The sequence below is a fragment of the Arthrobacter sp. AOP29-A2-19 genome (assembly GCF_058138025.1).
Genome location: NZ_CM176894.1, coordinates 1154470 through 1176693, shown reverse-complemented (window position 1 = coordinate 1176693; position 22224 = coordinate 1154470). Strand labels below are relative to the sequence as shown.

Below are 22224 nucleotides of genomic sequence, written 5' to 3'. Positions count from 1 at the left end.
GTGGGCAGAAGGTCCCGCCAGACAACTCGCCCGCCGTCCGGGAACCCCGGTGGAGGACGCGGAGCGTCCTCTTGCCTTCCGGTCTCGCAGCGGCTGGGGGCCTGCTGCTGGGCGGCCTGGCAGGCGGGGCGGTCGGCGCCGCCCCGGTCGCGGGCATGGAGCAACGGATCGCCGATCTGGCCACCGCCAACCGCGCTCTGACAAGCGAGCGGGACGCACTGGCGAAGGACGTCGATGCCGCCACAGCGCAGGCGGAGGCGGCGGTCGCGGAGCTGGAAGGCGCGAGGGCGGAGCTCGCGGGGCGCGAGTCGGCGGTCAGAAGGGCCGAAGAGCACCTGGCGGGCGAGCAGAAGAAGTTCGACGAAGCCGTCGCCGACCGGAAAGCCGACTCGGTCGGGCAGGGCGTTTTCGAGGTTGGTGTCGATGTGAAGCCCGGCAAGTACAGGACGGCCGGACCGGACGGATCCAATTCGGTTGGGTGCTACTACGCGTGGATGGCCTCCAGCGACGCAGGCTCGAGGATTTTGGACAACAACATCGTCAAGGGCCCGGCGGTCGTCACCCTGAAGAGTGGACAGTTCTTCGAGAACGCCACTTGTCAGGACTTCATCAGGCTCTAGTTGTCGCCACCGCGTGGTTGAATGGGCGAACAGCCATCGACCTGGGGGACGAAATGGACAATTTGGGGACCGTACTTTCTCGCACACGCCGGCACATCCAGGCGCTAGACGCACGCCATCCATCGGCTTCGTGGGACGGGGCCAGGCGCGCCGTCCGGATTGCCGAGGAGGCGTATCGTCTGGAGGCGAATCCCAGCACGGCGCAGCGCGAGGAGATCGAGGCGTGGGCGGCCCGGTTCCGCCGACCACAGCCGATCGCGCACCCGACTGCCCGCCCCGCGGATGCGCCGCGGATACTCCTTGACATCAAGGAGCGGCTGCGTGAGATCATCGCCCGCACCGACCGGCTCGTCGGTGACGGCGCGGGCGCCATGGCCACGCTGGCGGCGCGGCAACCCGAGAGGCGAAAGATCCAGCGCTTGGGAGCGGGCTCCGACCCGCTGGACGCCCACCGGCTCCAGATTCGCCGCGAGCTTGCCGACCTCCGGCTCAAGGTCGGGAAGCTGCCGGCCTACCAACACGGGCACTGGAACATGCTGATCGAACTCCAGGAACGCCGTGTCCCCCACCCCGAGCGGGTGCCACTGGCCGCGACGCGCGACGCGTCAGGTGAACGGTCAGCATCCGGCCCGGTCGTCGCCTTCCGGGGCGCAGCGCCCTCCCTCGGCACCGGCCGCTAAAACCCCTCGCACCGCGGCGCCGCGGAACCAACGGCGTGGCCTTCCGGACTCCCGCCCTGCGCACTACCCTTGCCGGTATCGCCGCTCCACCGGCGCAACCCACGCGCGAAGATCCGATTGAGGGCCAGTCCGTGCACCCCTTGCTGCAGCTGCTGTTCTCGCTGATCGTGGGTGCGTCGGCGGGTCTCGCCCTGGAGTCCTTGGAACGGTTGGAGGGCTGGCGAACGCGCTGGGCCAAGGCGTTGCGCACCATCGCCGCCGTCGTGGGGGTGATCGAGCTCGTGCACTGGGGCGTCCCGTTTCTGGACTTCGTCGCGGGCGGCGCTGCGGCGTACGGCGCCGCGCGCGTCAGGCGCGAGGGGCGATCCGGGCTGCAATCCGCGGATGTCCCGGACCGCGCCGCGCCCCCGGACCGCCCCGAGGATCGCGGCGACGACGGCTGTTGACCGCTGCCGGGCCCCGGCCGGGCGGTCCCGGCCGGGGGTCCCGATCGGCGGGTCCCGGTCGGCGGTCCGGCGGGCTAGTGGCCCATGCCCAGTCCACCGTCGACCGGGATGACCGCGCCGGAGATGTAGGCGGCCTCGTCCGAGGCGATCCAGCGCACCACGTTGGCGACCTCTTCGGGCTCCGCGAAACGCCCGGCGGGGATTCCCGACAGGTAGCTCTTCTGCGTTTCTTCCGGCAGCGCCGCCGTCATGTCCGTGTTGATGAACCCGGGAGCCACAACGTTGGCGGTGATGCCGCGCGAACCCAGTTCGCGCGTGAGGGAACGCGCGATGCCCACCAGCCCCGCCTTGGACGCCGCATAGTTGATCTGGCCCGGCGAGCCGTACAGCCCGACCACCGACGAGATCAGCACCACACGCCCCTTCCGCATCCGGATCATGCCCTTGGACGCTCGCTTGATCACTCGGAATGCGCCTGTGAGGTTGGTGTCGATGACGGAGGTGAAGTCCTCCTCGCTCATGCGCAGCAGCAGCGTGTCCTTGGTGACACCGGCGTTGGCGACGACAACCTCGACCGGCCCGTGCTCCTGCTCGACGGCGGTGAAGGCCTCGTCGAGCGACCCGGCATCGGTCACGTCGGCCTTCACGCCGAAAAGGCCCTCGGGAACGTCGCCGCTGCGGTACGTGATCGCCACCTTGTCGCCATTGGCGAGGAAGGCGCGGGCGATGGCCAGCCCGATTCCACGGTTTCCACCGGTGACAAGGACACTGCGCGGGACGGACGTGTTTTCTGGCATGGGTTTCCTCCGGGGATGTGCAGGCTGGATTCTGAGCCATACTACCGCCGCGCCCGAGGCACGCGTTCTCCCCAGCCCGGTTCGTCCCCCGCCGCACCGGGTGAGACAATGGTGCGGTAGCCGACGGAAGAGCCATGACGCACCCACCGCACATTCAGCACCGACAGCACGACCCCGACGAGCCCGTGTACAGCATCACGGACGCCACGGAGTCGCGCTCGGCCGAGATGCACTCCCGAATGGTCAAGTACACCATCTCGATGAGTGTGCGCTTGGCCTGCTTCATCGCTGCGTTCTTCACGTCCGGCCCGCTGCAATGGGTCTTCCTGGCCGGCGCCATCTTCCTGCCCTGGTTCGCGGTGGTGGTCGCCAACGGCGGCGCCGACAGGAGCAAACAGGTGAGGAGCACGTCCCTGCTGGATGCCGCGCCGTTGACGGCCATCGGCCAGTCACCAAGCGACCGGACCGCAGACCGCGAGCCGACCGCGGAGGGCGGCTTCGCCGAGGGGCGGACGAGCACTCCGGCGGCCGATCCGGAAGGGAATCCGCCGGACGGGGAATCCGACACCCTCGAGGGCGAGCTGGTCGAGGAAGATCCGCGCCCCCCGGAGGGAGGCCAGGCCCAATGAGCCTTTTCGACCAGCTCGCCGGCGCGTCCGGACCCAAGACCCCCACCTGTTCCCGCAAAGCGTGCGGCGCGGAGGCGACGTGGCAGCTGCTGTGGAACAACCCGCGCATCCACACCCCGGAGCGGCGCAAGGTATGGCTCGCCTGCGACGAACACGCCGACTGGCTGCACAATTACCTTTCCGAGCGGGGGCTCTTCAGGGAGTCGCTGCCCCTGGCACCGTCCGCACCACCCCAGGAGTCCTAGACCGTGTACCGTTTTCTCGCCAGCACCCGATGGCTCGGCTGGTTCCTGATGGTCTGCGTCTTCGCCGCCGCCTGCGCCGGGCTGGGCAACTGGCAGATGAACCGGTTGGACGACGCCCGCGCCGACAACGGGCTCGTCGAGGCGAACTACGACGCGGAAGCCGTCCCGTACGCCGAGGCCGCCGGAGCCTTCGAGTCCCTCCCGGAGGGGGACACCTGGCTTCCCGTCACTCTGCGCGGCGAGTATCTCGCCGAGGACACGACAGTGGTGCGCAACCGGCCCCTCTCCGGCGCGCCAGGATACGAGGTCCTGGTCCCGTTCCGGACGGAGGGAGGCGACGTGGTCGTCGTCAACCGGGGCTGGTTGCCGATCGGCAACGAGACGGCGGGACGCCCGGACGCCATCCCGGCACCGCCCGGGGGGACGGTCGACGTCGTGGCCCGCCTGAAAATCGGCGAACCGCACGTCCAGCGAACGGCGCCGGAGGGGCAGCTCGCGTCCATCGAACTGCCAAAGTTCGAGCAGATCCTCGGCTACGACATCGCGACGGGGGCGTTCGGCGTGCTCTCCTCCGAGGACCCGGCGCCGGCGTCCTCCCCCGCGGCGCTTCCGCGGCCCGAGGTGGACGAGGGCAACCACCTCTCCTACTCGCTGCAATGGTTCGCGTTCGCGGTCCTGGGATTTGTGGGGCTGGGCTATGCGGCGAAGCAGCAGGCGCGGATCAACCGCGAAGACCGGGAGGCGGCGGCGGAGGCAGCGGCCGCCGGCGTCGAAGTCCTGCATTCGGCCTACCGCGCCCCGCGACGCCGCGCAGCGAAGCGGCGCGACGGGCAGCCAACGGACGAGGAGCTCGAGGACGCCTACGTGGACGCGCTGGAGACCGGCCCCCAGCGCTAGGTCGAGGGCCGGCGGGACCGCCTAGGCCAGGGTGACCAGGTCCAAGTAGCTGTCGTTCCAGAGATCCTCGTCGCCGTCGGGCAACAGGACCACACGCTCCGGGTTCAGCGCGGCCACCGCCCCCTCGTCGTGGCTGACCATCACCACGGCGCCGGGGTAGTTGCTCAGCGCATTGAGGATCTCCGCGCGGCTGGCGGGGTCCAGGTTGTTGGTGGGCTCGTCGAGCAGCAGGACGTTGGCGCTGGACGCCACGATCGTGGCCAGGGCGAGCCGCGTCTTTTCGCCGCCGGAGAGGACCCCGGCGGGCTTGTTGACATCGTCGCCGCTGAACATGAACGAGCCCAGGATCCCCCGGACCTCCGCGTCCCCGAGCGACGACGGCGCTGCGGAACGCATGTTCTCCAACACGCTCCGCTCGGTGTCGAGGGTTTCGTGCTCTTGCGCGTAGTAGCCCACCTTGAGTCCGTGGCCCGGGATGATCTCGCCGGTGTCGGGCTCGGCCACGCCGGCGAGCATCCGCAGCAGGGTGGTCTTGCCGGCGCCGTTCAGCCCCAGGATGACCACCTTCGACCCGCGGTCGATGGCGAGGTCCACGTTGGTGAAGATCTCCAGGGAGCCGTAGGACTTGCTGAGGCCCTCTGCCATCATGGGGGTTTTGCCGCAGGGGGCCGGGTCCGGGAAGCGCAGCGCCGCGACGCGGTCCTGGGCACGGACCTCTTCGAGGCCGCCCATCAGGCGGTCCACGCGCTTGAGCATGCTCTGCGCGGCGGAGGCGCCCGAGGCGCGTGCCTTCATCTTGTTGGCCTGGGCAAGCAGCGTCCCGGCCTTCTTCTCGGTGTTGGCGCGTTCGCGCTTGCGGGCCCGCTCGTCCGTCTCGCGCTGTTCGAGGTAACGCTTCCAGCCAAGGTTGTAGACGTCGATCGTGGCGCGGTTGGCGTCGAGGTGCAGGACCTTGTTAACGGTTGCCTCCAGCAGGTCGGTGTCGTGGGAAATCACGATCAGTCCGCCCTGGTGTCCCTTGAGGAATTCCCGAAGCCACGCGATGGAGTCGGCGTCGAGGTGGTTGGTGGGCTCGTCAAGCAGGAGCGTCTCGGCATCGGAGTAAAGGATGCGGGCCAGTTCCACGCGGCGGCGCTGTCCGCCGGACAGGGTGCGCAGCGGCTGGTTGAGGAGGCGTTCGGGCAGCGACAGGTTGTTGGAGATCGCGGCGGCCTCGGACTCGGCGGCGTAGCCGCCGCTCGCCATGAACTCCGCCTCGATGCGGTCGTAGCGGTTCATCGCCTTGTCGCGGACCTTCGGGTCGTCGCTGCCCATCTCGTCTTGGCACTTCTTGAGCTTGCCGACGACGACGTCGAGCCCGCGGGCGGAGAGGATGCGGTCGCGGGCAAGCTGCTCCATGTCCGGCGTGCGCGGATCCTGGGGCAGGTAGCCGACGGTTCCCGTGGAGGTGACGGCGCCGCCGGCCGGGATGCTCTCCCCGGCCAGCACGCGGGTCATTGTGGTCTTGCCGGCACCGTTGCGGCCAACCAGCCCGATCTTGTCGCCCCTGTCGATCCGGAAGGAGACGCCCTCCATCAGGAGGCGAGCACCGGCGCGGAGCTCCAGGTCGGCAACGGAAATCACGGGGGGAACCTTTCGGAAGGGGGATGGCGCGGACAACGCAACTCTCCATTGTACGTGCATGGACGGGCAGCCGCCTCCAGTGACCCCCGACACTCCCCCCGCCGGGCAGGAATTGCCCCCTGAACCGAGGGTGGAGGCCCCCGGGGCGCACCCGGGAGTACTCTCTAGCCATGAGCTTCAACGACGACGCAAGGCTTGATTCCTCCCGCGTGCGGGACTCCCGTGGGCGCGGAGGACGCGGCGGCAAGATCGCGGCGGGCGGCGGAGGAATCCTGGTGCTGCTGATCGCCAGCCTCCTCGGCATCAACCCGGCCATTCTGGAGGGACTCGGCCTCGGCGGCACGGAACAGACCCAGGAGGAGCCGACCGGGCCGGCGGCGATCGAGGAGTGCGAGACTGGCGCCGACGCCAACGAGCGCGTGGACTGCCGCATCCTCGCCACCACGGCGAGCCTCGACGCCTTCTGGATCCCCTACCTCCAGCAGTACAACGAGCAGGTGGAGCAGCCCGCCGTGGAGCTGTTCGACGGAAGTGTGGACACACAGTGCGGGACCGCCACGAGCGCCGTCGGTCCGTTCTACTGCCCCGCGGACCGGTCTGCCTACTTCGACACGGAGTTCTTCGGTGAGCTCGAGTCCAGGTTCGGGGCCGACGGCGGGCTGCTGGCCGAGGAGTACGTCGTCGCGCACGAATACGGGCACCACATCCAGAACCACATCGGCACGCTGGCGGCCTCCCAAGAGGGCGGCACCGGACCGACCTCCGGCGCCGTAAGGGTGGAGTTGCAGGCGGACTGCTTCGCGGGGCTCTGGGCCGCGCACGCAGCGCAGACCAAGGATTCCGCCGGGCGGCCCCTGATGAAGCCCTTCACCCAGGACGATCTCCGTTCCGCGCTGTCGGCGGCGGAGGCCGTGGGCGACGACCGCATTCAGGAGGCGGCGACGGGCCAAGTGAATCCGGAGGGCTGGACGCACGGATCCAGCGCGCAGCGCCAGGCATGGTTTATGCAGGGATACCGCACCGGCGACATCAACCAGTGCAACACCCTCGAGTCCGGCAACCTCGACCGGCCCTGACGGGCAACTGAAGAAGGCAGCGGCCCCACCGTCGGTGGGGCCGCTGCCTAGTCGCTGCCGTCAACGCCGGCGGCGTTTTGCGTCTAGATATTGAAGCCGAGTGCCCGCATCTGGTCGCGGCCGTCGTCGGTGATCCGCTCGGGACCCCATGGCGGCATCCACACCCAGTTCAGCCGGTACTCGTCAACGACGCCGCTGATGGACTGGCTGACCTGCTCCTCGATCACGTCGGTGAGCGGGCACGCGGCCGTGGTAAGGGTCATGTCGATCAGCAACGCGCCGTCCTCGGCGTACTTCAGCCCGTAGAGCAGTCCAAGGTCCACCACATTCACCCCAAGCTCGGGGTCGATGACGTCCTTGAGCGCCTCCTCGACGTCCTCCAGCGGGGCCTGAGCCGCCCCCTGGGCCACGTTGTTCTCGGCGGTCATGGCTAGGCCTTCACTGCCAGGAAGCGGTCGTAGCCCTCGTCCTCGAGGCGGTCGGCGAGTTCCGGGCCGCCCTGCTCGGCAATGGCGCCGTCGACGAACACGTGCACAAAGTCGGGCTTGATGTAGCGCAGGATCCGCGTGTAGTGGGTGATGAGCAGCGTGCCCATCTCGTTCTCCTTCTGGGCGCGGTTGACGCCCTCGGAGACCACCTTCAGCGCGTCGACGTCGAGGCCCGAGTCGGTCTCGTCGAGGATGGCGAACTTCGGCTTGAAGAGCTCCAACTGGAGGATCTCCACGCGCTTCTTCTCTCCGCCGGAGAAGCCCTCGTTGACGTTGCGGTTCGCGAAGTCGGCGTCGATCTTCAGGTCGGCCATGGCCGCCTTGACGTCCTTGGTCCAGTGGCGGAGGCTGGGCGCCGTTCCGTCGATGGCCGTCTTGGCCGTACGCAGGAAGTTCGTCATGGTGACGCCGGGAACCTCGACCGGGTACTGCATGGCCAGGAACAGGCCGGCGCGGGCGCGCTGGTCCACGCTCATCTCCAGCACGTTCTCGCCGTCGAGCAGGATCTCGCCGGACGTGACCGTGTAGCGGGGGTGGCCGGCGATGGTCGAGGCCAGCGTCGACTTGCCGGAGCCGTTGGGGCCCATGATGGCGTGGGTCTCGCCCGTCTTGATCGTCAAGGTGACGCCCTTGAGGATCTCCTTGGTGCCCTGCTCGGTGTCGATCGAGACGTGCAGGTCCTTGATTTCCAGAGTAGACATTGGTGTCCGTTCTCTCCTGTGTGCCGGCCGCGCCGGCGTGGTGGGCTGGTGGGGGTGCGGCGCGGGGCCTAGTTTTCGGTGGCGGCGAGCTCGCGCTCGACCGTTTCGTTGATCCGCTCTTCGAGCTCGGGCACGCCGATCTGCTGAATGATCTCGTTCAGGAAGCCCCGGACCACCAGGCGGCGGGCGGTCTTCTCGTCGATGCCGCGCGACATCAGGTAGAAGAGGTGCGCGTCGTCGAATCGGCCCGTGGTGCTGGCGTGGCCCGCACCCTTGATAAGCCCGGTTTCGATCTCGAGGTTCGGCACGGAGTCGGCGCGTGCGCCATCGGTGAGAACCAGGTTGCGGTTGGCCTCGTACGAGTCCGTTTCCTCGGCCTGCTTGCGGATCAGCACGTCGCCAACCCACACGGTGTGCGCATCCTTGCCCTGCAGGGCACCCTTGTACAGCACGTTGGACGTGCAGCGCGGGACCGCGTGGTCGACGAACAGGCGGTGCTCCAGGTGCTGGCCGGCGTCCGCGAAGTAGAGCCCGAAGAGCTCCGCGCTGCCGCCGGGCTCGGCGAAGCGCGCCGACGGCGTCACGCGAACCAGGTCGCCGCCGAAGGAGACGACGACGTGCTTGAAGCTGGCGTCCTTGCCGATCTTGGCCTGCTGCGAGCTGGCGTGGATGGACTCGTCCTCCCAGGCCTGCAGGGAGACCACGGTCAGCCTGGCGCCCTCGCGGACGTCGATCTCCACGTTCTCGGAGACGACCGCGCTGCCAACGTGGTCCAGGACCACCACGGCGCTGGAGTTCGGCTCCGCAACCAACACGATGTGCTGGGCGGACGCGGCCGTGCCGGATCCGGTCAGGGTCAGCGTGGCCCGGGCGTGCTCGGTGTTGGCCGGGACCGTGAGCACGGTGGCCTCGGTCACGGCGTTCCAGGCGTTGGCGGAGACGCGGTCCTCGGGGATGCCGGCGGATCCGACGCGGGCGTCGCCGACCGGAACGGTCTCCAGGCGGATGCCCCCGGTGGATTCCACGGCAACGGCCGGGGCCGCACCCTCGAGGGCGTCCTTGTGCAGGCCGCCCAGTCGCTTGAGCGGCGTGAAGCGCCAGTCCTCCTCGCGGCCGGTCAGGGCCGGGAAGTCCTCGAGCCTGAAGCTGGTCAGCCGCCCGGCGCGCGAGGAGTCCGGCACGCCGACCCCCTGGCCGTGGCTGTGGCTCTTGGCGCTGTCGCCGCCGAGGGGCGAACTGGTCTCGTTGGCCGGTGACAGGTTTTCGCCCTCTTCGGTGAAGCCGGCGATCGACGGGGCGCCGATGCGCGCCTTCTCGTCCGGGAATTCGGTTGCGGTATCAGTCATGACTAACCGACGGATCCTTCCATCTGAAGTTCAATGAGGCGGTTCAGCTCGAGCGCGTATTCCATGGGCAGTTCGCGCGCAATGGGTTCGATGAACCCGCGCACGATCATGGCCATGGCCTCGTCTTCCGCCAGGCCGCGGGACATCAGGTAGAAGAGCTGCTCCTCGCTGACGCGGGAGACCGTCGCCTCGTGGCCCATCGTGACGTCGTCCTCGCGGACGTCGATGTACGGGTAGGTGTCCGAGCGGGAGATCGTGTCCACCAGCAGGGCGTCGCAGACCACAGAGTTGCGCGAGCCCTTGGCGCCCTCGCGCACCTGGACCAGTCCGCGGTAGGCGGAGCGGCCGCCGTTGCGGGCCACCGACTTCGCCACGATGGAGCTGGAGGTGTTCGGCGCGATGTGGACCATCTTGGATCCGGTGTCCTGGTGCTGGCCCTCGCCCGCGAACGCGATGGAGAGCGTCTCGCCCTTGGCATGCTCGCCGACCAGGTACACGGCCGGGTACTTCATGGTGACCTTCGAGCCGATGTTGCCGTCGACCCACTCCATGGTGGCGCCCTCTTCGCAGACGGCGCGCTTGGTGACCAGGTTGTACACGTTGTTCGACCAGTTCTGGATGGTCGTGTAGCGGACGCGTGCGCCCTTCTTCACGATGATCTCAACAACCGCCGAGTGCAGCGAGTCGGACTGGTAGATCGGGGCGGTGCAGCCCTCGATGTAGTGGACGTAGGAGTCCTCGTCGGCGATGATCAGCGTCCGCTCGAACTGGCCCATGTTCTCGGTGTTGATGCGGAAGTACGCCTGCAGCGGGATGTCAACGTGGACGCCCTTGGGGACGTAGACGAAGGAGCCGCCGGACCAGACCGAGGTGTTCAGGGAGGCGAACTTGTTGTCGCCCACGGGAATCACGGAGCCGAAGTACTCCTTGAAGATGTCCTCGTGTTCCTTCAGACCGGTGTCGGTGTCCAGGAAGATGACGCCCTGGGCCTCGAGGTCCTCGCGGAGCTGGTGGTAGACGACCTCGGACTCATACTGCGCGGCCACGCCGGAGACGAGGCGCTGCTTCTCGGCCTCGGGGATCCCCAGCTTGTCGTACGTGTTCTTGATGTCCTCGGGAAGCTCGTCCCACGTGGTGGCCTGCTTCTCCGTGGAGCGCACGAAGTACTTGATGTTGTCGAAGTCGATTCCGCTGAGGTCGGCGCCCCAGGTCGGCATCGGCTTGCGGTCGAAGTACTTCAGGCCCTTCAGGCGCAGGTCGAGCATCCATTCGGGCTCGCTCTTGAGCCCCGAAATGTTGCGGACGACTTCCTCGCTGAGGCCGCGGCGCGCGTTGGCGCCGGCGTCGTTCTTGTCCGACCAGCCGTATTCGTAGGTGCCGATTCCGTGGAGCTCGGGATTTCTCTCCAGAATCTCGGCAATCACGCCTGGGTCGGCGGTCTCCTGTGCAATCTGATCCGTCATCGCGGCCTCTCCTGCCTAGTGATCTTGACTCGAGTTCTCTTCTCAGTGTGCTGAGGAGCTTGTTGGCGACCCACCGGTATGTGGGTCGTGCAGACGTGGCCGCCACGGGCCAACGTCGAGAGGCGCCGAACGTCGACGCCGAGGAGGCGGGAAAAGGCCTTCGTTTCCTCATCGCAGAAAACGGGGAACTCCCGCGCCAAGTCTTGTATGGGGCAGTGCCCTTGGCACAACTGGACACTCACCATCGTAGCGGTGGGCTGGTTCAGGCCCACGTCGCGGGTGGAGGCGACAAACCCGTCGGCGCTAAGCGCCTCGGACAGGGCCGCCGCGCGGGCGGCCAGCGTGTCGCCGGCGGCTTCGACGGCGGGCCGGTAGCGCTCCTCCAGCGCGGCGAACCGCTTGGCCGCGAAGGCGTTCACCGCCTCGGGTCCGGCAGCCCGCCCCAACTCCGCGAGGGCGTCGGTGGCGATGTCCAGGTAGTCGTTTCCGAGCTTGGCCTGGCCGCGGTGGCTCAGCACGTAGCGGCGGGCCGGGCGGCCGGCGCCCGCCGTGTGGTTGGCGACCAGCTTGACCTCGACCAGCCCCTGCTTGCTCAGCGAGTCGAGGTGGCGGCGCACGGCAGCTGGGGTGAATCCCAACTGCTCGCCGAGCTCGGCGGCGCTGACCGGCCCCTTCTGGAGTACGGCGTGCAGCACGCGGTCCCGCGTGCGCTCCTCTGTTTCCGGCACGCCAATGGCGGGACGCGCCGCGGGGCCCGTTTCCGGCTCACTTGACTGGGAAGAATACACAACACAATCATGACCTAATGACGTTGCTCTCGCCAGCAAGGTAGGCCTTAGTTCGCGCGGGGCGGGCGCGCGGCGCTGAAAGCGCGCGAACGGCACCCATAACTCTACGTGCCGTAGAATGATCCGGTGCCAGATCCCGTACCCAGCCTCGTCGTCGACAGTCTCCGCAAGGACTTCGGCCCCGTCGCCGCCCTCGACGGCCGCATGGTCCGAGTCCTCAATGGAATCAGTCTCACCGCGCAGCCGGGATCGGTCACCACGCTCTTGGGCTCCAACGGAGCGGGCAAGTCCACGACCCTCGCGTGCGCGCAGGGGCTGCTGAAGCCCGACGGCGGCACGGTCCGCCTGCTCGGCGAGGACCCCTCCAACGCGTCCGCGGCCCTGCGGTCCCGGGTCGGCGTGATGCTTCAGGACGGCGGGCTGCCGCCGGCCGCTCGTCCGGTCCAACTGCTGAACCACGTTGCCTCGATGTACGCGCGCCCCGCGAACGTACGGGAGCTGTCCAAGCGACTGGGCCTCGAAGAGTTCGCACACACCAACATTCGCCGCCTCTCCGGCGGGCAGCGGCAGCGCGTGGCCCTTGCCGCGGCCCTGGTGGGAAACCCGGAAGTCGTCTTCCTCGACGAGCCCAGCGCCGGGCTTGACCCGCAGTCGCGCCAGGCCGTCTTCGAACTCATCGGCGAGCTGCGCGGGCGCGGCCTCTGCATCGTGCTGACGACACACCTGATGGAGGACGCCCAAAGGCTGTCCGATTACGTCTACATCATCGACGGCGGCGCCAACGTTGCCGAGGGGACGGTCTCCGACCTCACGGCCAGGGCCACGGCCGACGCGGATTCGCGTTCGCTCGACTTTTCGGCGCGGCCGGGGCTGGTCGCGGCCGGATCGGGCCCCCGGCTGGAGTGCGGCGAGGAGATCGTGGAGATTTCGCCCGGACACTACCGCGTGCGCGCCCTCCGCTCCCCCTCCGACCTCGCCGCCGTGGCGGCCTGGTGGTCCGCCGCGGGCATCTTCCCCACCTCGATCAGCATGGAGCCCCGAAGCCTTGAAGACGTATTCCTGGAAATCGCCCAGGGAGGGCAACGTGGCTAGCGACCCCCGCGAGGCCGCAGGCAACGCCGCTCCACAGCTGGCACGGATCCTGCACCAGGGCAAATACGAGGCGGCCACCATGCTGCGCAACGGCGAGCAGCTGGTGCTCGCCGTCGTTCTCCCGTTGCTGGCCCTGTTCGGCCTGACCTTCACCAGGATCCTGGACGACGTCGCCGAGAACCGGATCGACGCCGCCGCCCCCGGCGTGCTCGCCCTGTGCGTCATGTCGACCGCGTTCACGGGCCAAGGCATCGCCACCGGGTTCGATCGCCGATACGGCGTCCTGAGGTTTCTCTCCACCACACCACTGGGGCGCGCCGGGCTGGTCTTCGGCAAGGCGCTGGCGGTCTTGGCAATCCTCCTCATCCAGGTGGTACTGATCGGCGGCACCGCGCTGCTGCTCGGCTGGCATCCGGCCCCGTGGGGACTCCCCCTGGCCGCCGTGCTCCTGACGCTCGGCGCCGCGGCCTTCACGTCCCTGGGCCTGCTGGTCGCCGGGACCGCGCGACCGGAGGCAACGCTGGCCATCACGAACCTCGTGTGGATCCTCTTCGCCGCGGTCGGAGGCATCATGATCCCGTCCGGCAACCTGCCCGCCGTCCTCCAGCCCGTTGTTGACGCGCTGCCTTCGGCCGCCCTCGGCGACGCCATGCGGGCGGCGCTGATGGACGGCGCCTTCGACGGCGCGTCCTTCCTCATCCTGGTGGTGTGGACCATCGTCGGCGGGTTCGCCGCCACCCGCTGGTTCAAGTGGAACTAGCACTCCCTCCTTGCCCACCACCGTTCCGAATGGAGCCGCACGCATGACCACCCCCGTCGACAACGCCAAGTGGACAGACCGCCTCCCCACCAGCGTCGGGCGCGGCGTCCACGCGCTCGCGATCGCGTCGCTGGCCTCCCAGATCGGCATTATCGTCACCGGCGGCGCCGTCCGCCTGACCAAGTCCGGGCTCGGCTGCTCCGAGTGGCCGCATTGCGTGCCCGGGTCGATGACCCCCACGCCGGAGATGGGCATCCACGGCCTCATCGAGTTCGGCAACCGGACCCTGACCTTCATCCTGACGACCATCGCGGTGGCCATGATCGTCGCCGTGTGGCGCATGCGGCGCACCCACAGCACCATTTTCCGCCTTTCGGTGGCCCTGCTCTGCGTGATCCCCGTGCAGGCGATCATCGGCGGCATCACGGTCTGGACGGATCTGAACCCGTGGGTGGTCAGCCTCCACTTCCTGGCCTCGGCGGCCCTGGTTGCGACGGCCATGCTGCTCGTCAACCGGACCGGGATGCGCTTGCGCGGGGAGCCGTCCGTGGCGATGCCGCCCAGCAGCGGTACGCTGCGGGCGCTGGGCTGGACGATCGCCGCGACCTCGGCCGCCGCCGTCGTCCTGGGAACGATCGTGACCGGCACCGGACCGCACGCCGGAGACGCCAGCTCCCCCCGGCATGCCTTCAACGCGGACCTGGTGACGCGCATCCACGTCGCGCCCGTCTACCTGCTGGTCGCGGCAACGATCCTCGCGGTCGTCCTCGCCTACCGCCTGCGCGCGGCCCCGAGCGTCAAGAGGGCGCTGGCGCTGCTGGCGCTGGTCCTGGTGCTGCAGGCGGCCATCGGCTACACGCAGCACTTCACTGGCCTCCCGATCGGTCTGGTGCTGTTGCACATGCTGGGGTCCTCGCTGCTCACGGCGGCCGCCACCAACGTGTGGGACCGGACCACCGGGCGCTTCCCGCTCTAGGGGCGGGATGGCCGCGCAGTCCGCCGTTGGCGGCGCACGGAGGCGTCCTGCCTGTTCTCTGGCCAGGGGTTCTGGTGCGCGGTAGCGTGTGCAGCTTGGCGGTGGTGATCCTCCGCCATTTCCTCATCTAGATGAAGGAGACGCTGTGAGCACAAGGATCGAAAAGCAGATCATGGTGAACGTGCCGGTCAGCACGGCCTATAACCAATGGACCCAATTTGAGGACTTCCCGCGTTTTATGGGCGGCGTCAAGCAAGTGACGCAGCTCGGCGACGACCGGCTCCAATGGATCGCGGAAATCGGCGGCGTGCGCCGGCAGTGGGAGGCGAAAATTCTCGAGCAGGCGCCGGACCGGAAGGTCGCATGGGCCGCGACAGAGGGCGCCACCAACGCCGGTGCCGTGACGTTCGAGGACGTGGGTGGAGGCCAGACGTCCGTGCGCCTGTCGCTGGACTACGAGCCCGAGGGAATCGTCGAAAAGATCGGCGACAAGCTCAACATCGTCGAGAAGCAGGCCGAGGGCGACCTGGCGCGTTTTAAGGAGTTCATCGAGTCCGAGGGCTATGCCTCGGGCGCCTGGCGCGGCACGATCAACGAAGGCGCGGCCGGCGCCCCTGGGACCGAGGCGGCCGCCGCCTCCCGGGGCGACAGCGGAAAGGCCGGAGTCTCCGGCAAGGCTGTGGCGGCCGGCCTGGGTGTCGCGGCCGCCGCGGCGGCAGCCGGCGTGGCCGCGGCCGCGGGCAGCAAGCAGTCCGACGACGAACCGCTGACGGCTTCGACGACGGTTCCGCCCGTCACGCCGGTTGTTGTGCCCGAACCCGTGTTGGTGGAGGAGGTCGACCCGGACGCCGGAGTCACGACCGAACGCGCCGTCGGGGTGGACGATGACGGGACCTTGCCCCCGGCAACCAACGCGGACGGCACCACCCGCTGGTAGCCACCGCTGGAGCCCGCGGCTGCATGGTGCGCCCAACCTGACGGGTGCCCGGAACGCTCAGGCCCAACCCTCTAAAAGCGGGTTCCAACGGTCGCTGCAAAACCCAGACTCAAGGGGGTTGCAGCGACCGTTCCGCATCTACCGAAGCACCCACGAAAGCAACCGAAACCCACAGCCGCGGAGAATGTTGTGCCAATGGCCCCCTCTGTGCCGGAGAACCGCGACCCGCAGCACTTGAACATTGCCGTTCTGGCGCATCTGCACCATCCCATCGCCAGCCCGTACGCCGGGGGCCTGGAGTCGCACACGGCGCTGCTTGTGGAGACCCTGGCCGGTCGCGGCCACCAGGTCACCCTTTTCGCCCGGGAAGGTAGCCGGACCCCGATTGCCCTCCAGCCGGTGCTCGAACGGGACTTCCGGGTCCGGGGTTATCCGGACGACGTCGCCAAGGACGCTCAGCATGCCCGCCTCGACGGTGCCATGCGTTTGGCCTTGGCAACCGTACGCTCCGGGGATTTCGATGCCGTGGTGAACAACTCGCTCAGCCCCATCCCCCACGGGGAGCCCGCGGGCATCCCTACCCTGCACGTCTTCCACACACCGGTCCTGCCCCGGATCGCCGCAGTCCTCAGCCATCCCATGTGGCAGCCGGATCCATCCCATGCCTATGCCACCGTGTCGGCGAGCAATGCCCGGGGCTGGCGCCCGCTCGTGCCTGACCTCCACATCGTGCACAACGGCATCCCGTTGGAGCGGTGGCGGCCGCGGTCGGGGGACCGCAACCGGTCGGGCATGGCGGCGTGGTCGGGCCGGATCACTCCGGAGAAGGGCACGCACATGGCCATCGCCGCCGCTCGGCTGGCCGGCATGGACCTCCAGATCGCCGGACCGGTGCAGGACCAGGCCTACTTCGACGCCATGGTCCTCCCCGAGCTGGATGCACAGATCACCTATCTGGGGCACCTGGACCATGCGCTGCTGAGGAGGATGGTTTTATCGGCGGAGGTGTTCATCAGCTCACCCCTGTGGGAGGAGCCCTTCGGCCTCACCGCGGTGGAGGCCATGGCGTGCGGAACGCCGGTGGCCGCACTGCCCGGAGGTGCCATGGCGGAACTCGTCGCCCCGGAGGCGGGCGTATTGGCCGAGGGGGCGGACAGCGAGTCGTTGGCGGCGGCGATGGGGACTGCTCGCCGGCTCCCCCGGGACACCGTGCTGGCCGCCGCGCGGAGGTTCGACATCGAAACTATGGTTGACGGTTACGAAGGCCTCTTGGCGAGTCTGGTTCTGCGGCCCAACCTCGAACCGATGGGAGAACCAGTCCCCTGATTGTCGGCCCCGGGGTGCCCCGGCGCGCTCCGCCCGATCCCGCAGCGTGCCGGTCGCCATCAGACCCGGCATTGCATCCCCCGGGTAAAAAACTAGGATGGGATGGCCAGCCGCCGGACCTCGGCGGACACCAACCGTACGGAGAACACCATGGGTTTGGGAGACAAGATCGAGAACGCCGGCGAGAAGCTTGGCGGCAAGGGCAAGGAAGCCGCGGGCGAAGCGAGCGGCGACGAGAGCCTCAAAGCCGAGGGACAAGGCGACCAGGCCAAGGCCGATCTCAAGCAGGCGGGCGAAAAGGTCAAGGACGCGTTCAAGCACGACTAGCGGGTGCTGAAAGGGAGGGGTGCGGCCAACAGGACCGCACCCCTCCTTTTTGGTGTGCGGACGGGGCCACGCCTACCTAACATCGGCCCGCTGCGCCACCTGTTCAGTCCGGCTGTCACTGGCGCGACGGTCCCGGCGGATGTCCGAACACGGAATCTCGCTGTATCCACTGACCCAGCACGGCGCAGCGTGCGCGGGCGCTGCCCCAGATCGGTTCCGTAGAAGGCGCAGTCTCGGATCCCAACGACGGTCGTGGATCCGGCGGCATCTAACTTCCAAAGACCTAGCGGCCCCCCGCCTTGGGCGGTCGCCCAAACCGGGTGAGCTTGTGCGACCCGTCGCAGAACGGCTTGGTCGCGGAGCTGCCGCACCGGCACAGCGCCAGCGTGGTGCGCGTCTGCTCGATCCGTTCGCCGTCGTCGTCCACTAGTTCCACGTCCCCGCGAACCAGCAGCGGCCCGCGCGGGCAGACCGTGATCTCGACCGGGGCGGCGGACTGGGCCCGGGACGCGTCGGCACCTACTCCACCGGTGGCCTGCTCGCCCATCACGCGGCATCCGGTGCCGGCAGGGGCACCCGAAGGGAGGAGCGTTCCTGGGTCCAGGCCTCGTGCTGCCAGGTTCCCACCAGCTCATCCAGCAGGCAGACTGTGGCGGCGCCGAAAAACACGTCGCTGGCCAACCGGGGATCTTCTTCGATCAGCCCCCCGGCCAGGTCCCGGCCCGCGATCTGCTCGTGGACGGCGTCGGCCTCGACGTGCTCGTCGAAGTAGTCCGTGACCGGTGCGCCGAAGCCAAGCCGCCGGAATCCGCGAGCGTACTTCGCGCTGGGGATGGAGGACGTCATTTCGTAGATCGCCAGGTGGCCGGCGATGGCGCCGCGGAGCCGGCGCTGCAGGCCGAAGAGGGACATGGCGTTCACCGACGCAAGGCTGATCGCCGGCACATGGTCGAGGTAGTCCCCGAACCCGGTCCCGAGCCGCAGGCCCTCCATGGTGCGGGCGAACAGCTCCGAGTGCATGTGCCCTCGGCGTCCGCCCCCGTACTCGTCGGACTGGATCTCCACGAGCGCCGACTTCGAACGACCCGACAGCCGCGGAATGGCCCAGGTGTGCGGGTCCGCCTCCTTGAGCTGATAAACCGACTTGTGAACCAGGAACTCGCGGACCTGCTCCGTGTCGGCGCGGCGAGCGATGAAGTCCGGCACGGACGGTCCCCCGCCGGCCTCGGCCATCGCGAACAGCCGGTCCGAGACCTCTTGGGCGCCGCGCGGCGGGCTGCCCATGGCGGACACCCCGTCGCGCAGCCGGGCCTCGAAGGCCTCCTCAATCCGGGCGCGGATCCCGAGGAGGCCGGGGTGCCATTCCCACCGCTCGTCCACGGACTCCAGGCCCGAGTAGTGCAGCTCGTACATGCAAAACAGGGCCAACTGCAGGTCCTCGTCGTAGAGGATGTCGCCGCGGTCGGCCAGCGCCGCCCGGGCGGCGTCGTCGAGTTCGCCCAAAGTGTCCACAAGTTCGCTCCGTGTCAGGGCGGCAAAGAGCGCCTCGGTGACGGGACCTCGCGGCTGGTGCAGCTTCATGGGGATCTCCTCTGTGGTGCTGTGCTGTTACACGCGGGCGGAGTGCCTTCCCCGGACCCGCCCGGCGCCGCGGGCTCGGCAAAACGGCGGAGGGATGTCGAACGCGGCCAGCGCGACCCCTCCGGTCCAGTGCACCAGGCGTCGTCCCAGACACCGCGCATCTCTGGCGCGCATCGCGCGGACCCGTCTTGACTGACAGCGCGGTTGCCGCACTTGTCCAACACCCGCGACGGAATATATCTACACTGTAGACGTTAGCTGTAGAGTAATAATTGCGCAAGCGGTCCCCTGCCGGGTCCGGCGTCGTAGGGTGGAGGGACGCAACCCAGGAGACTGATCACCGCATGCCCGACATCCCGCCCGGAGGCGACGCAGAACCAGATCCGGCAACATCGCCCGTCAAGGCGCGCCGGCCCCGCCTGACCCGCGAGGCAGTGCTGGACGCGGCCCTGCGACTGGTGGACGCGGAGGGCCTGGACGCGCTCACCATGCGCCGTTTGGGACAGATCCTGGACCGCGACCCCATGGCCCTGTACCGCTACGCGTCCAACCGTGCCGCGCTGCTCGACGGCGTCTCCGAGCTGGCCATCCAAGAACTCGCCATCGAACCCGAGGACACCGACTGGCAGGCCCAGCTGCGCAAGATCGCCCACTCTTTCCGGCACCTGGCCCTTGCGCACCCGCACGTGGTGCCGCTACTGGTCACCCGGCCGCTATCGACCCCGCTGGGCCTGCGCCCGTTGGGGACGCTGCGCCCGCTGGAACAGATTCTGGGCCTACTCATCGGCGCGGGTTTCCACCCGGAGAACGCCCTGCACATCTACCGTGCCTACTACGGATACCTGTACGGACACATCCTCAATGAGCTGCAGGAGTACATCGTCGACCCCGAGGAAAACGAGGGCCTGCTGCGTCTGGGACTCCACCGCCTTCCGGCCAAGGAGTTTCCGCAGTTGCGCAGCCTGGGCCCCGTGCTTGCGGACTACGATGGCGCCGAAGAGCTGGACCAGGGCCTGACCATCCTGCTGACCGGACTTCAGGAGCGCCTCACTCCCCCTCCGGGCCCCGACGTATAGCCCAGCGCAAGTCTCCGCAGGATTGCCGTGCCCCGTCCGGGTCGACGCCGAGGAGCCCGTAGCCATGGCCGCCGCGGGCCCGCGCCACGGACCCGTCCTGCCGCCGTCGCCCCGATTGTCGTAGTAGTGCGCCTCGGGTTCCGGGCGCCGTCGCGCGAGTCCGCCCCGTCCACCGTCACTTCGGCTTCCCCGCCTCCGGCCAACGTAGCGATCGGTGAGAAGACCCCCGGCAAGGATCCGGGGGCGTGCCATGCCAGTCGACCCCCACACGTCGCATCCATTGCCATCTCTACAAAGAACGTCTACAACGTAGAGAGTGCCTGAGGTGGAACTCAGCAGTTCGGGCATCGCGTGAAAACCACCGACCCATTGGAGGCAACACCGTGAGTACCGAGAATTATGCGAACGATCCGCTCAAGTCGGCGGCGCTCGTCCCCGAGGACCCGTTCACCGAGCCACCCGCCGGCCCCGTGACCACGTCCGCGAACCTGCCCGGGGCCGAAAATACCGAGTCTCCGGGAATCAGCGGCGCGGGAAGCACCGCGGGCCGAGACACCAAGGACGCCGCGAAGGACGAGGCGCGCCAACTCGGCCGCGAGGGCGTCGAGACGGCGAAGCAGGTCGGCCACACCGCGAAGGACGAGGCCGGCAAGATCGCCCAGGAAGCCAAGTCGCAGGTGACCAACCTCGTTGGCGAGCTGGGCGCCGACCTCAAGTCCCAGGCCTGCGCGCAACAGCAGAAGGTCGCGGACGGCTTGCGGTCGGTGAGCGACGAGCTGCGGAGCATGGCCGAAAATTCCGCGGGCGGCACCGCGTCGTCCCTCGTGGGCCAGGCCGCCGGCAAGGCCGGAGACGTCGCCGACTGGCTCGACGGCCGCGACCCCGGATCGCTCCTCGAGGAGGTCAAGGGCTTCGCGAGGCGGCGCCCGGGAGTCTTCCTCGCCGTGGCCGCCGGAGCCGGCCTGGTCGCCGGACGACTCGCCCGCGGAATCACCGCACCCGACGACACATCCGCCGAGCCCAACGGCGGCACGGCCCGCGCGTACACGGGTGGTGCGCCGGCGACGTACGCCGACCCCGCCGCCGGAGTGCGCACCCCGGCCGAGCCGACACATGCGCCCACCGACGCCTACCCACCCACGAACACCGGCGTGGCGAACGGTTTCCCGGCAGGCACCGATCCGGAGTACCCGAGGGCATGAGCGGCTACGAACAAGGACCGCAAGTACCCGGATCCGCACCGACAACCACAGATATCCCACGGGGTTCCCACGCCGCCGGCGTCCCCCCGACATCTCCGGCCGACCGGGCGGAGACGAGTTCCATCGGCGAGCTGTTCGGCGAGCTGACCCGCAACGTATCCACCCTCATGCGTCAAGAGGTCAGCCTCGCCAAGGCCGAGCTGAAGGAGTCCGCGTCCTCGGCCGGAAAGGGCGCCGGGATGCTCGGCGGCGCCGGCGTTGCCGGACATTTCGTCCTGCTCTTCCTGTCGCTGGCCCTGATGTGGGCGCTCGGATCGGTCATGCACCTGGGCTGGTCCGCGCTCATCGTCGCGGTCCTCTGGGGCATCGTCGCCGCGGTCCTCGCCGCGGTCGGCAGAAAGAAGTTGAAGGACGTCAAGGGCCTCCCGCAGACCGCGGAGACCGTCAAGGAAATTCCCCCAACCATGAAACCAGGTGAGACCACGCCATGAGCCAAACACCCGATGAGATTCGTGCCGACATCGAACGCACGCGCCAGGAGGTCGGCTACGACGTCGACGCGCTGGCGGACAAGGTCAGCCCGTCCGCGATCGCGCACCGCCAGACCGACAAGGTCCGCGGCGCCGTGTCCAAGGTGAAGGACAGCGTCATGGGCACCGCCCACGACGTGCGCACCAATGTCATGGGCACCGCCGACGACGTCCGGGGCACCGCCTCGGACAAGGCCCACCACGCCGGCGGCGCCGTGCAGGACCTGGGCCAGAACGTGGGGCACGCCGTCCAGGACGCCCCGCACCAGGTCATCGCGCAGACCAAGGGCAACCCCCTGGCCGCCGGACTGATCGCCTTCGGCGCCGGCATGCTGGCCGCGTCGCTGATCCCCGCGAGCCAGAAGGAGCGCGAGGCGGCCACCGCGCTGAAGGAAAAGGCGCAACCGCTGACGGACGAACTCGCCAGCGCGGCCAAGGAGGTCGTCGAGGACCTGAAGGAGCCGGCGCGCGAGGCCGCCGAGTCCGTCAAGGCCACCGCCACCGAATCCGCCCAGACGGTCAAGGACGAGGCCCAGACGGGCGCGCAGGACGTCGGCGACCGCGCCAAGGAAGCAAAGACGAACGTCTCCGACGCCGGCGGTTACACCCGCTAGTCGA

26 protein-coding genes are annotated in these 22224 nt (G+C 68.7%); 17 read left to right on the top strand and 9 right to left on the bottom strand.

Annotation, left to right across the window (positions count from 1 at the left end; all coding sequences use genetic code 11):
- Nucleotides 1–71: 71 nt before the first annotated feature.
- The 3 genes from AC3ZJJ_RS05320 to AC3ZJJ_RS05310 all read left to right on the top strand — a co-directional run bounded on the left by AC3ZJJ_RS05320 (nucleotide 72) and on the right by AC3ZJJ_RS05310 (nucleotide 1746).
- Nucleotides 72–620 carry an Rv1352/Rv1906c domain-containing protein gene (locus AC3ZJJ_RS05320; RefSeq protein WP_489894217.1) on the top strand — a complete coding sequence of 183 codons (549 nt, stop codon included), beginning with the start codon at nucleotides 72–74 and terminating at the stop codon, nucleotides 618–620.
- A 53-nt stretch (nucleotides 621–673) separates the two neighbouring features.
- On the top strand, nucleotides 674–1300 hold the full coding sequence (locus AC3ZJJ_RS05315; protein ID WP_489894215.1) for a hypothetical protein: 627 nt from the start codon (nucleotides 674–676) through the stop codon (nucleotides 1298–1300).
- 131 nt (nucleotides 1301–1431) lie between these two features.
- Nucleotides 1432–1746, top strand: coding sequence for a hypothetical protein (locus tag AC3ZJJ_RS05310; RefSeq protein ID WP_489894213.1), 315 nt, complete (start codon nucleotides 1432–1434; stop codon nucleotides 1744–1746).
- A gap of 74 nt (nucleotides 1747–1820) precedes the next feature.
- On the opposite strand, the gene AC3ZJJ_RS05305 is transcribed toward AC3ZJJ_RS05310, so the two are convergent.
- Nucleotides 1821–2543 carry a beta-ketoacyl-ACP reductase gene (locus AC3ZJJ_RS05305; RefSeq protein WP_489894211.1) on the bottom strand — a complete coding sequence of 241 codons (723 nt, stop codon included), beginning with the start codon at nucleotides 2541–2543 and terminating at the stop codon, nucleotides 1821–1823.
- Between the two features lie 134 nt (nucleotides 2544–2677).
- Between AC3ZJJ_RS05305 and AC3ZJJ_RS05300 the strand changes: the two genes are divergently transcribed.
- The 3 genes from AC3ZJJ_RS05300 to AC3ZJJ_RS05290 are packed head-to-tail and all read left to right on the top strand — an operon-like array spanning nucleotide 2678 to nucleotide 4314.
- Nucleotides 2678–3172, top strand: a complete 495-nt coding sequence (locus tag AC3ZJJ_RS05300) for a DUF3099 domain-containing protein (RefSeq protein ID WP_489894209.1) — start codon at nucleotides 2678–2680, stop codon at nucleotides 3170–3172.
- A complete protein-coding gene (locus AC3ZJJ_RS05295; RefSeq protein WP_489894207.1) occupies nucleotides 3169–3417 on the top strand; it encodes a hypothetical protein in 249 nt (82 codons plus the stop codon). Before AC3ZJJ_RS05300 ends, AC3ZJJ_RS05295 begins: the two co-directional genes overlap by 4 nt.
- Before the next feature lie 3 nt (nucleotides 3418–3420).
- The gene (locus tag AC3ZJJ_RS05290; RefSeq protein ID WP_489894206.1) at nucleotides 3421–4314 is read left to right on the top strand and encodes an SURF1 family cytochrome oxidase biogenesis protein; all 894 of its coding nucleotides are present in this window, start codon (nucleotides 3421–3423) and stop codon (nucleotides 4312–4314) included.
- 21 nt (nucleotides 4315–4335) lie between these two features.
- On the opposite strand, the gene AC3ZJJ_RS05285 is transcribed toward AC3ZJJ_RS05290, so the two are convergent.
- Nucleotides 4336–5937: an ABC-F family ATP-binding cassette domain-containing protein gene (locus AC3ZJJ_RS05285; RefSeq protein WP_489894205.1), complete on the bottom strand. Its 1602-nt coding sequence runs from the start codon at nucleotides 5935–5937 to the stop codon at nucleotides 4336–4338.
- Between the two features lie 170 nt (nucleotides 5938–6107).
- Between AC3ZJJ_RS05285 and ypfJ the strand changes: the two genes are divergently transcribed.
- Nucleotides 6108–7013 (top strand): KPN_02809 family neutral zinc metallopeptidase, encoded by a 906-nt coding sequence (ypfJ, locus tag AC3ZJJ_RS05280; RefSeq protein ID WP_489894204.1) that lies wholly within the window; start codon nucleotides 6108–6110, stop codon nucleotides 7011–7013.
- Between the two features lie 83 nt (nucleotides 7014–7096).
- Here ypfJ and AC3ZJJ_RS05275 read toward each other — a convergent pair whose 3' ends face one another.
- The 5 genes from AC3ZJJ_RS05275 to AC3ZJJ_RS05255 form a co-directional block, all read right to left on the bottom strand.
- Nucleotides 7097–7441, bottom strand: coding sequence for a metal-sulfur cluster assembly factor (locus AC3ZJJ_RS05275; RefSeq protein ID WP_489894203.1), 345 nt, complete (start codon nucleotides 7439–7441; stop codon nucleotides 7097–7099).
- Between the two features lie 2 nt (nucleotides 7442–7443).
- Nucleotides 7444–8202, bottom strand: a complete 759-nt coding sequence (gene sufC, locus AC3ZJJ_RS05270; RefSeq protein WP_489894202.1) for a Fe-S cluster assembly ATPase SufC — start codon at nucleotides 8200–8202, stop codon at nucleotides 7444–7446.
- 68 nt (nucleotides 8203–8270) lie between these two features.
- Nucleotides 8271–9548, bottom strand: coding sequence for a Fe-S cluster assembly protein SufD (sufD, locus tag AC3ZJJ_RS05265; protein WP_489894201.1), 1278 nt, complete (start codon nucleotides 9546–9548; stop codon nucleotides 8271–8273).
- 2 nt (nucleotides 9549–9550) lie between these two features.
- On the bottom strand, nucleotides 9551–11011 hold the full coding sequence (sufB, locus tag AC3ZJJ_RS05260; protein WP_489894200.1) for a Fe-S cluster assembly protein SufB: 1461 nt from the start codon (nucleotides 11009–11011) through the stop codon (nucleotides 9551–9553).
- On the bottom strand, nucleotides 11008–11739 hold the full coding sequence (locus AC3ZJJ_RS05255) for a helix-turn-helix transcriptional regulator (RefSeq protein ID WP_489894199.1): 732 nt from the start codon (nucleotides 11737–11739) through the stop codon (nucleotides 11008–11010). The genes sufB and AC3ZJJ_RS05255 overlap by 4 nt, the downstream gene beginning before the upstream one ends.
- 186 nt (nucleotides 11740–11925) lie before the next feature.
- Between AC3ZJJ_RS05255 and AC3ZJJ_RS05250 the strand changes: the two genes are divergently transcribed.
- The 6 genes from AC3ZJJ_RS05250 to AC3ZJJ_RS05225 all read left to right on the top strand — a co-directional run bounded on the left by AC3ZJJ_RS05250 (nucleotide 11926) and on the right by AC3ZJJ_RS05225 (nucleotide 17217).
- Nucleotides 11926–12891, top strand: coding sequence for an ABC transporter ATP-binding protein (locus AC3ZJJ_RS05250; protein ID WP_489894198.1), 966 nt, complete (start codon nucleotides 11926–11928; stop codon nucleotides 12889–12891).
- Nucleotides 12884–13651 (top strand): ABC transporter permease, encoded by a 768-nt coding sequence (locus tag AC3ZJJ_RS05245; RefSeq protein ID WP_489894197.1) that lies wholly within the window; start codon nucleotides 12884–12886, stop codon nucleotides 13649–13651. Before AC3ZJJ_RS05250 ends, AC3ZJJ_RS05245 begins: the two co-directional genes overlap by 8 nt.
- A gap of 43 nt (nucleotides 13652–13694) precedes the next feature.
- Entirely contained in the window at nucleotides 13695–14627 is a 933-nt protein-coding gene (locus AC3ZJJ_RS05240) for a COX15/CtaA family protein (protein WP_489894196.1), read from the top strand.
- A gap of 145 nt (nucleotides 14628–14772) precedes the next feature.
- Nucleotides 14773–15564 (top strand): SRPBCC family protein, encoded by a 792-nt coding sequence (locus tag AC3ZJJ_RS05235; protein ID WP_489894195.1) that lies wholly within the window; start codon nucleotides 14773–14775, stop codon nucleotides 15562–15564.
- 195 nt (nucleotides 15565–15759) lie between these two features.
- Nucleotides 15760–16890, top strand: coding sequence for a glycosyltransferase (locus AC3ZJJ_RS05230; RefSeq protein WP_489894194.1), 1131 nt, complete (start codon nucleotides 15760–15762; stop codon nucleotides 16888–16890).
- 150 nt (nucleotides 16891–17040) lie between these two features.
- Entirely contained in the window at nucleotides 17041–17217 is a 177-nt protein-coding gene (locus AC3ZJJ_RS05225) for a CsbD family protein (RefSeq protein ID WP_489894193.1), read from the top strand.
- Nucleotides 17218–17500: 283 nt separating this feature from the next.
- On the opposite strand, the gene AC3ZJJ_RS05220 is transcribed toward AC3ZJJ_RS05225, so the two are convergent.
- A complete protein-coding gene (locus tag AC3ZJJ_RS05220; RefSeq protein ID WP_489894192.1) occupies nucleotides 17501–17764 on the bottom strand; it encodes a CDGSH iron-sulfur domain-containing protein in 264 nt (87 codons plus the stop codon).
- Nucleotides 17764–18798 carry an iron-containing redox enzyme family protein gene (locus AC3ZJJ_RS05215; RefSeq protein ID WP_489894191.1) on the bottom strand — a complete coding sequence of 345 codons (1035 nt, stop codon included), beginning with the start codon at nucleotides 18796–18798 and terminating at the stop codon, nucleotides 17764–17766. The genes AC3ZJJ_RS05220 and AC3ZJJ_RS05215 overlap by 1 nt, the downstream gene beginning before the upstream one ends.
- 344 nt (nucleotides 18799–19142) lie before the next feature.
- Between AC3ZJJ_RS05215 and AC3ZJJ_RS05210 the strand changes: the two genes are divergently transcribed.
- The 4 genes from AC3ZJJ_RS05210 to AC3ZJJ_RS05195 all read left to right on the top strand — a co-directional run bounded on the left by AC3ZJJ_RS05210 (nucleotide 19143) and on the right by AC3ZJJ_RS05195 (nucleotide 22220).
- A complete protein-coding gene (locus AC3ZJJ_RS05210) occupies nucleotides 19143–19874 on the top strand; it encodes a TetR/AcrR family transcriptional regulator C-terminal domain-containing protein (RefSeq protein ID WP_489894190.1) in 732 nt (243 codons plus the stop codon).
- A gap of 383 nt (nucleotides 19875–20257) precedes the next feature.
- Nucleotides 20258–21076, top strand: a complete 819-nt coding sequence (locus AC3ZJJ_RS05205) for a hypothetical protein (RefSeq protein ID WP_489894189.1) — start codon at nucleotides 20258–20260, stop codon at nucleotides 21074–21076.
- Between the two features lie 131 nt (nucleotides 21077–21207).
- Complete coding sequence (locus AC3ZJJ_RS05200; protein ID WP_489895701.1) at nucleotides 21208–21567, top strand: phage holin family protein; 360 nt, start codon at nucleotides 21208–21210, stop codon at nucleotides 21565–21567.
- Complete coding sequence (locus tag AC3ZJJ_RS05195) at nucleotides 21564–22220, top strand: DUF3618 domain-containing protein (protein WP_489894188.1); 657 nt, start codon at nucleotides 21564–21566, stop codon at nucleotides 22218–22220. The genes AC3ZJJ_RS05200 and AC3ZJJ_RS05195 overlap by 4 nt, the downstream gene beginning before the upstream one ends.
- The last annotated feature ends 4 nt before the right edge of the window (nucleotides 22221–22224 follow it).

Coding starts and splice junctions, on each gene's coding strand:
- AC3ZJJ_RS05220 (WP_489894192.1), bottom strand. CDS start 17,764: ATGGGCGAGCAGGCCACCGGTGGAGTAGGTGCCGACGCGTCCCGGGCC.
- sufB (WP_489894200.1), bottom strand. CDS start 11,011: ATGACGGATCAGATTGCACAGGAGACCGCCGACCCAGGCGTGATTGCC.
- AC3ZJJ_RS05210 (WP_489894190.1), top strand. CDS start 19,143: ATGCCCGACATCCCGCCCGGAGGCGACGCAGAACCAGATCCGGCAACA.
- AC3ZJJ_RS05225 (WP_489894193.1), top strand. CDS start 17,041: ATGGGTTTGGGAGACAAGATCGAGAACGCCGGCGAGAAGCTTGGCGGC.
- AC3ZJJ_RS05230 (WP_489894194.1), top strand. CDS start 15,760: ATGGCCCCCTCTGTGCCGGAGAACCGCGACCCGCAGCACTTGAACATT.
- sufD (WP_489894201.1), bottom strand. CDS start 9,548: ATGACTGATACCGCAACCGAATTCCCGGACGAGAAGGCGCGCATCGGC.
- AC3ZJJ_RS05195 (WP_489894188.1), top strand. CDS start 21,564: ATGAGCCAAACACCCGATGAGATTCGTGCCGACATCGAACGCACGCGC.
- AC3ZJJ_RS05305 (WP_489894211.1), bottom strand. CDS start 2,543: ATGCCAGAAAACACGTCCGTCCCGCGCAGTGTCCTTGTCACCGGTGGA.
- sufC (WP_489894202.1), bottom strand. CDS start 8,202: ATGTCTACTCTGGAAATCAAGGACCTGCACGTCTCGATCGACACCGAG.
- AC3ZJJ_RS05295 (WP_489894207.1), top strand. CDS start 3,169: ATGAGCCTTTTCGACCAGCTCGCCGGCGCGTCCGGACCCAAGACCCCC.
- AC3ZJJ_RS05215 (WP_489894191.1), bottom strand. CDS start 18,798: ATGAAGCTGCACCAGCCGCGAGGTCCCGTCACCGAGGCGCTCTTTGCC.
- AC3ZJJ_RS05240 (WP_489894196.1), top strand. CDS start 13,695: ATGACCACCCCCGTCGACAACGCCAAGTGGACAGACCGCCTCCCCACC.
- AC3ZJJ_RS05315 (WP_489894215.1), top strand. CDS start 674: ATGGACAATTTGGGGACCGTACTTTCTCGCACACGCCGGCACATCCAG.
- AC3ZJJ_RS05275 (WP_489894203.1), bottom strand. CDS start 7,441: ATGACCGCCGAGAACAACGTGGCCCAGGGGGCGGCTCAGGCCCCGCTG.
- ypfJ (WP_489894204.1), top strand. CDS start 6,108: ATGAGCTTCAACGACGACGCAAGGCTTGATTCCTCCCGCGTGCGGGAC.
- AC3ZJJ_RS05300 (WP_489894209.1), top strand. CDS start 2,678: ATGACGCACCCACCGCACATTCAGCACCGACAGCACGACCCCGACGAG.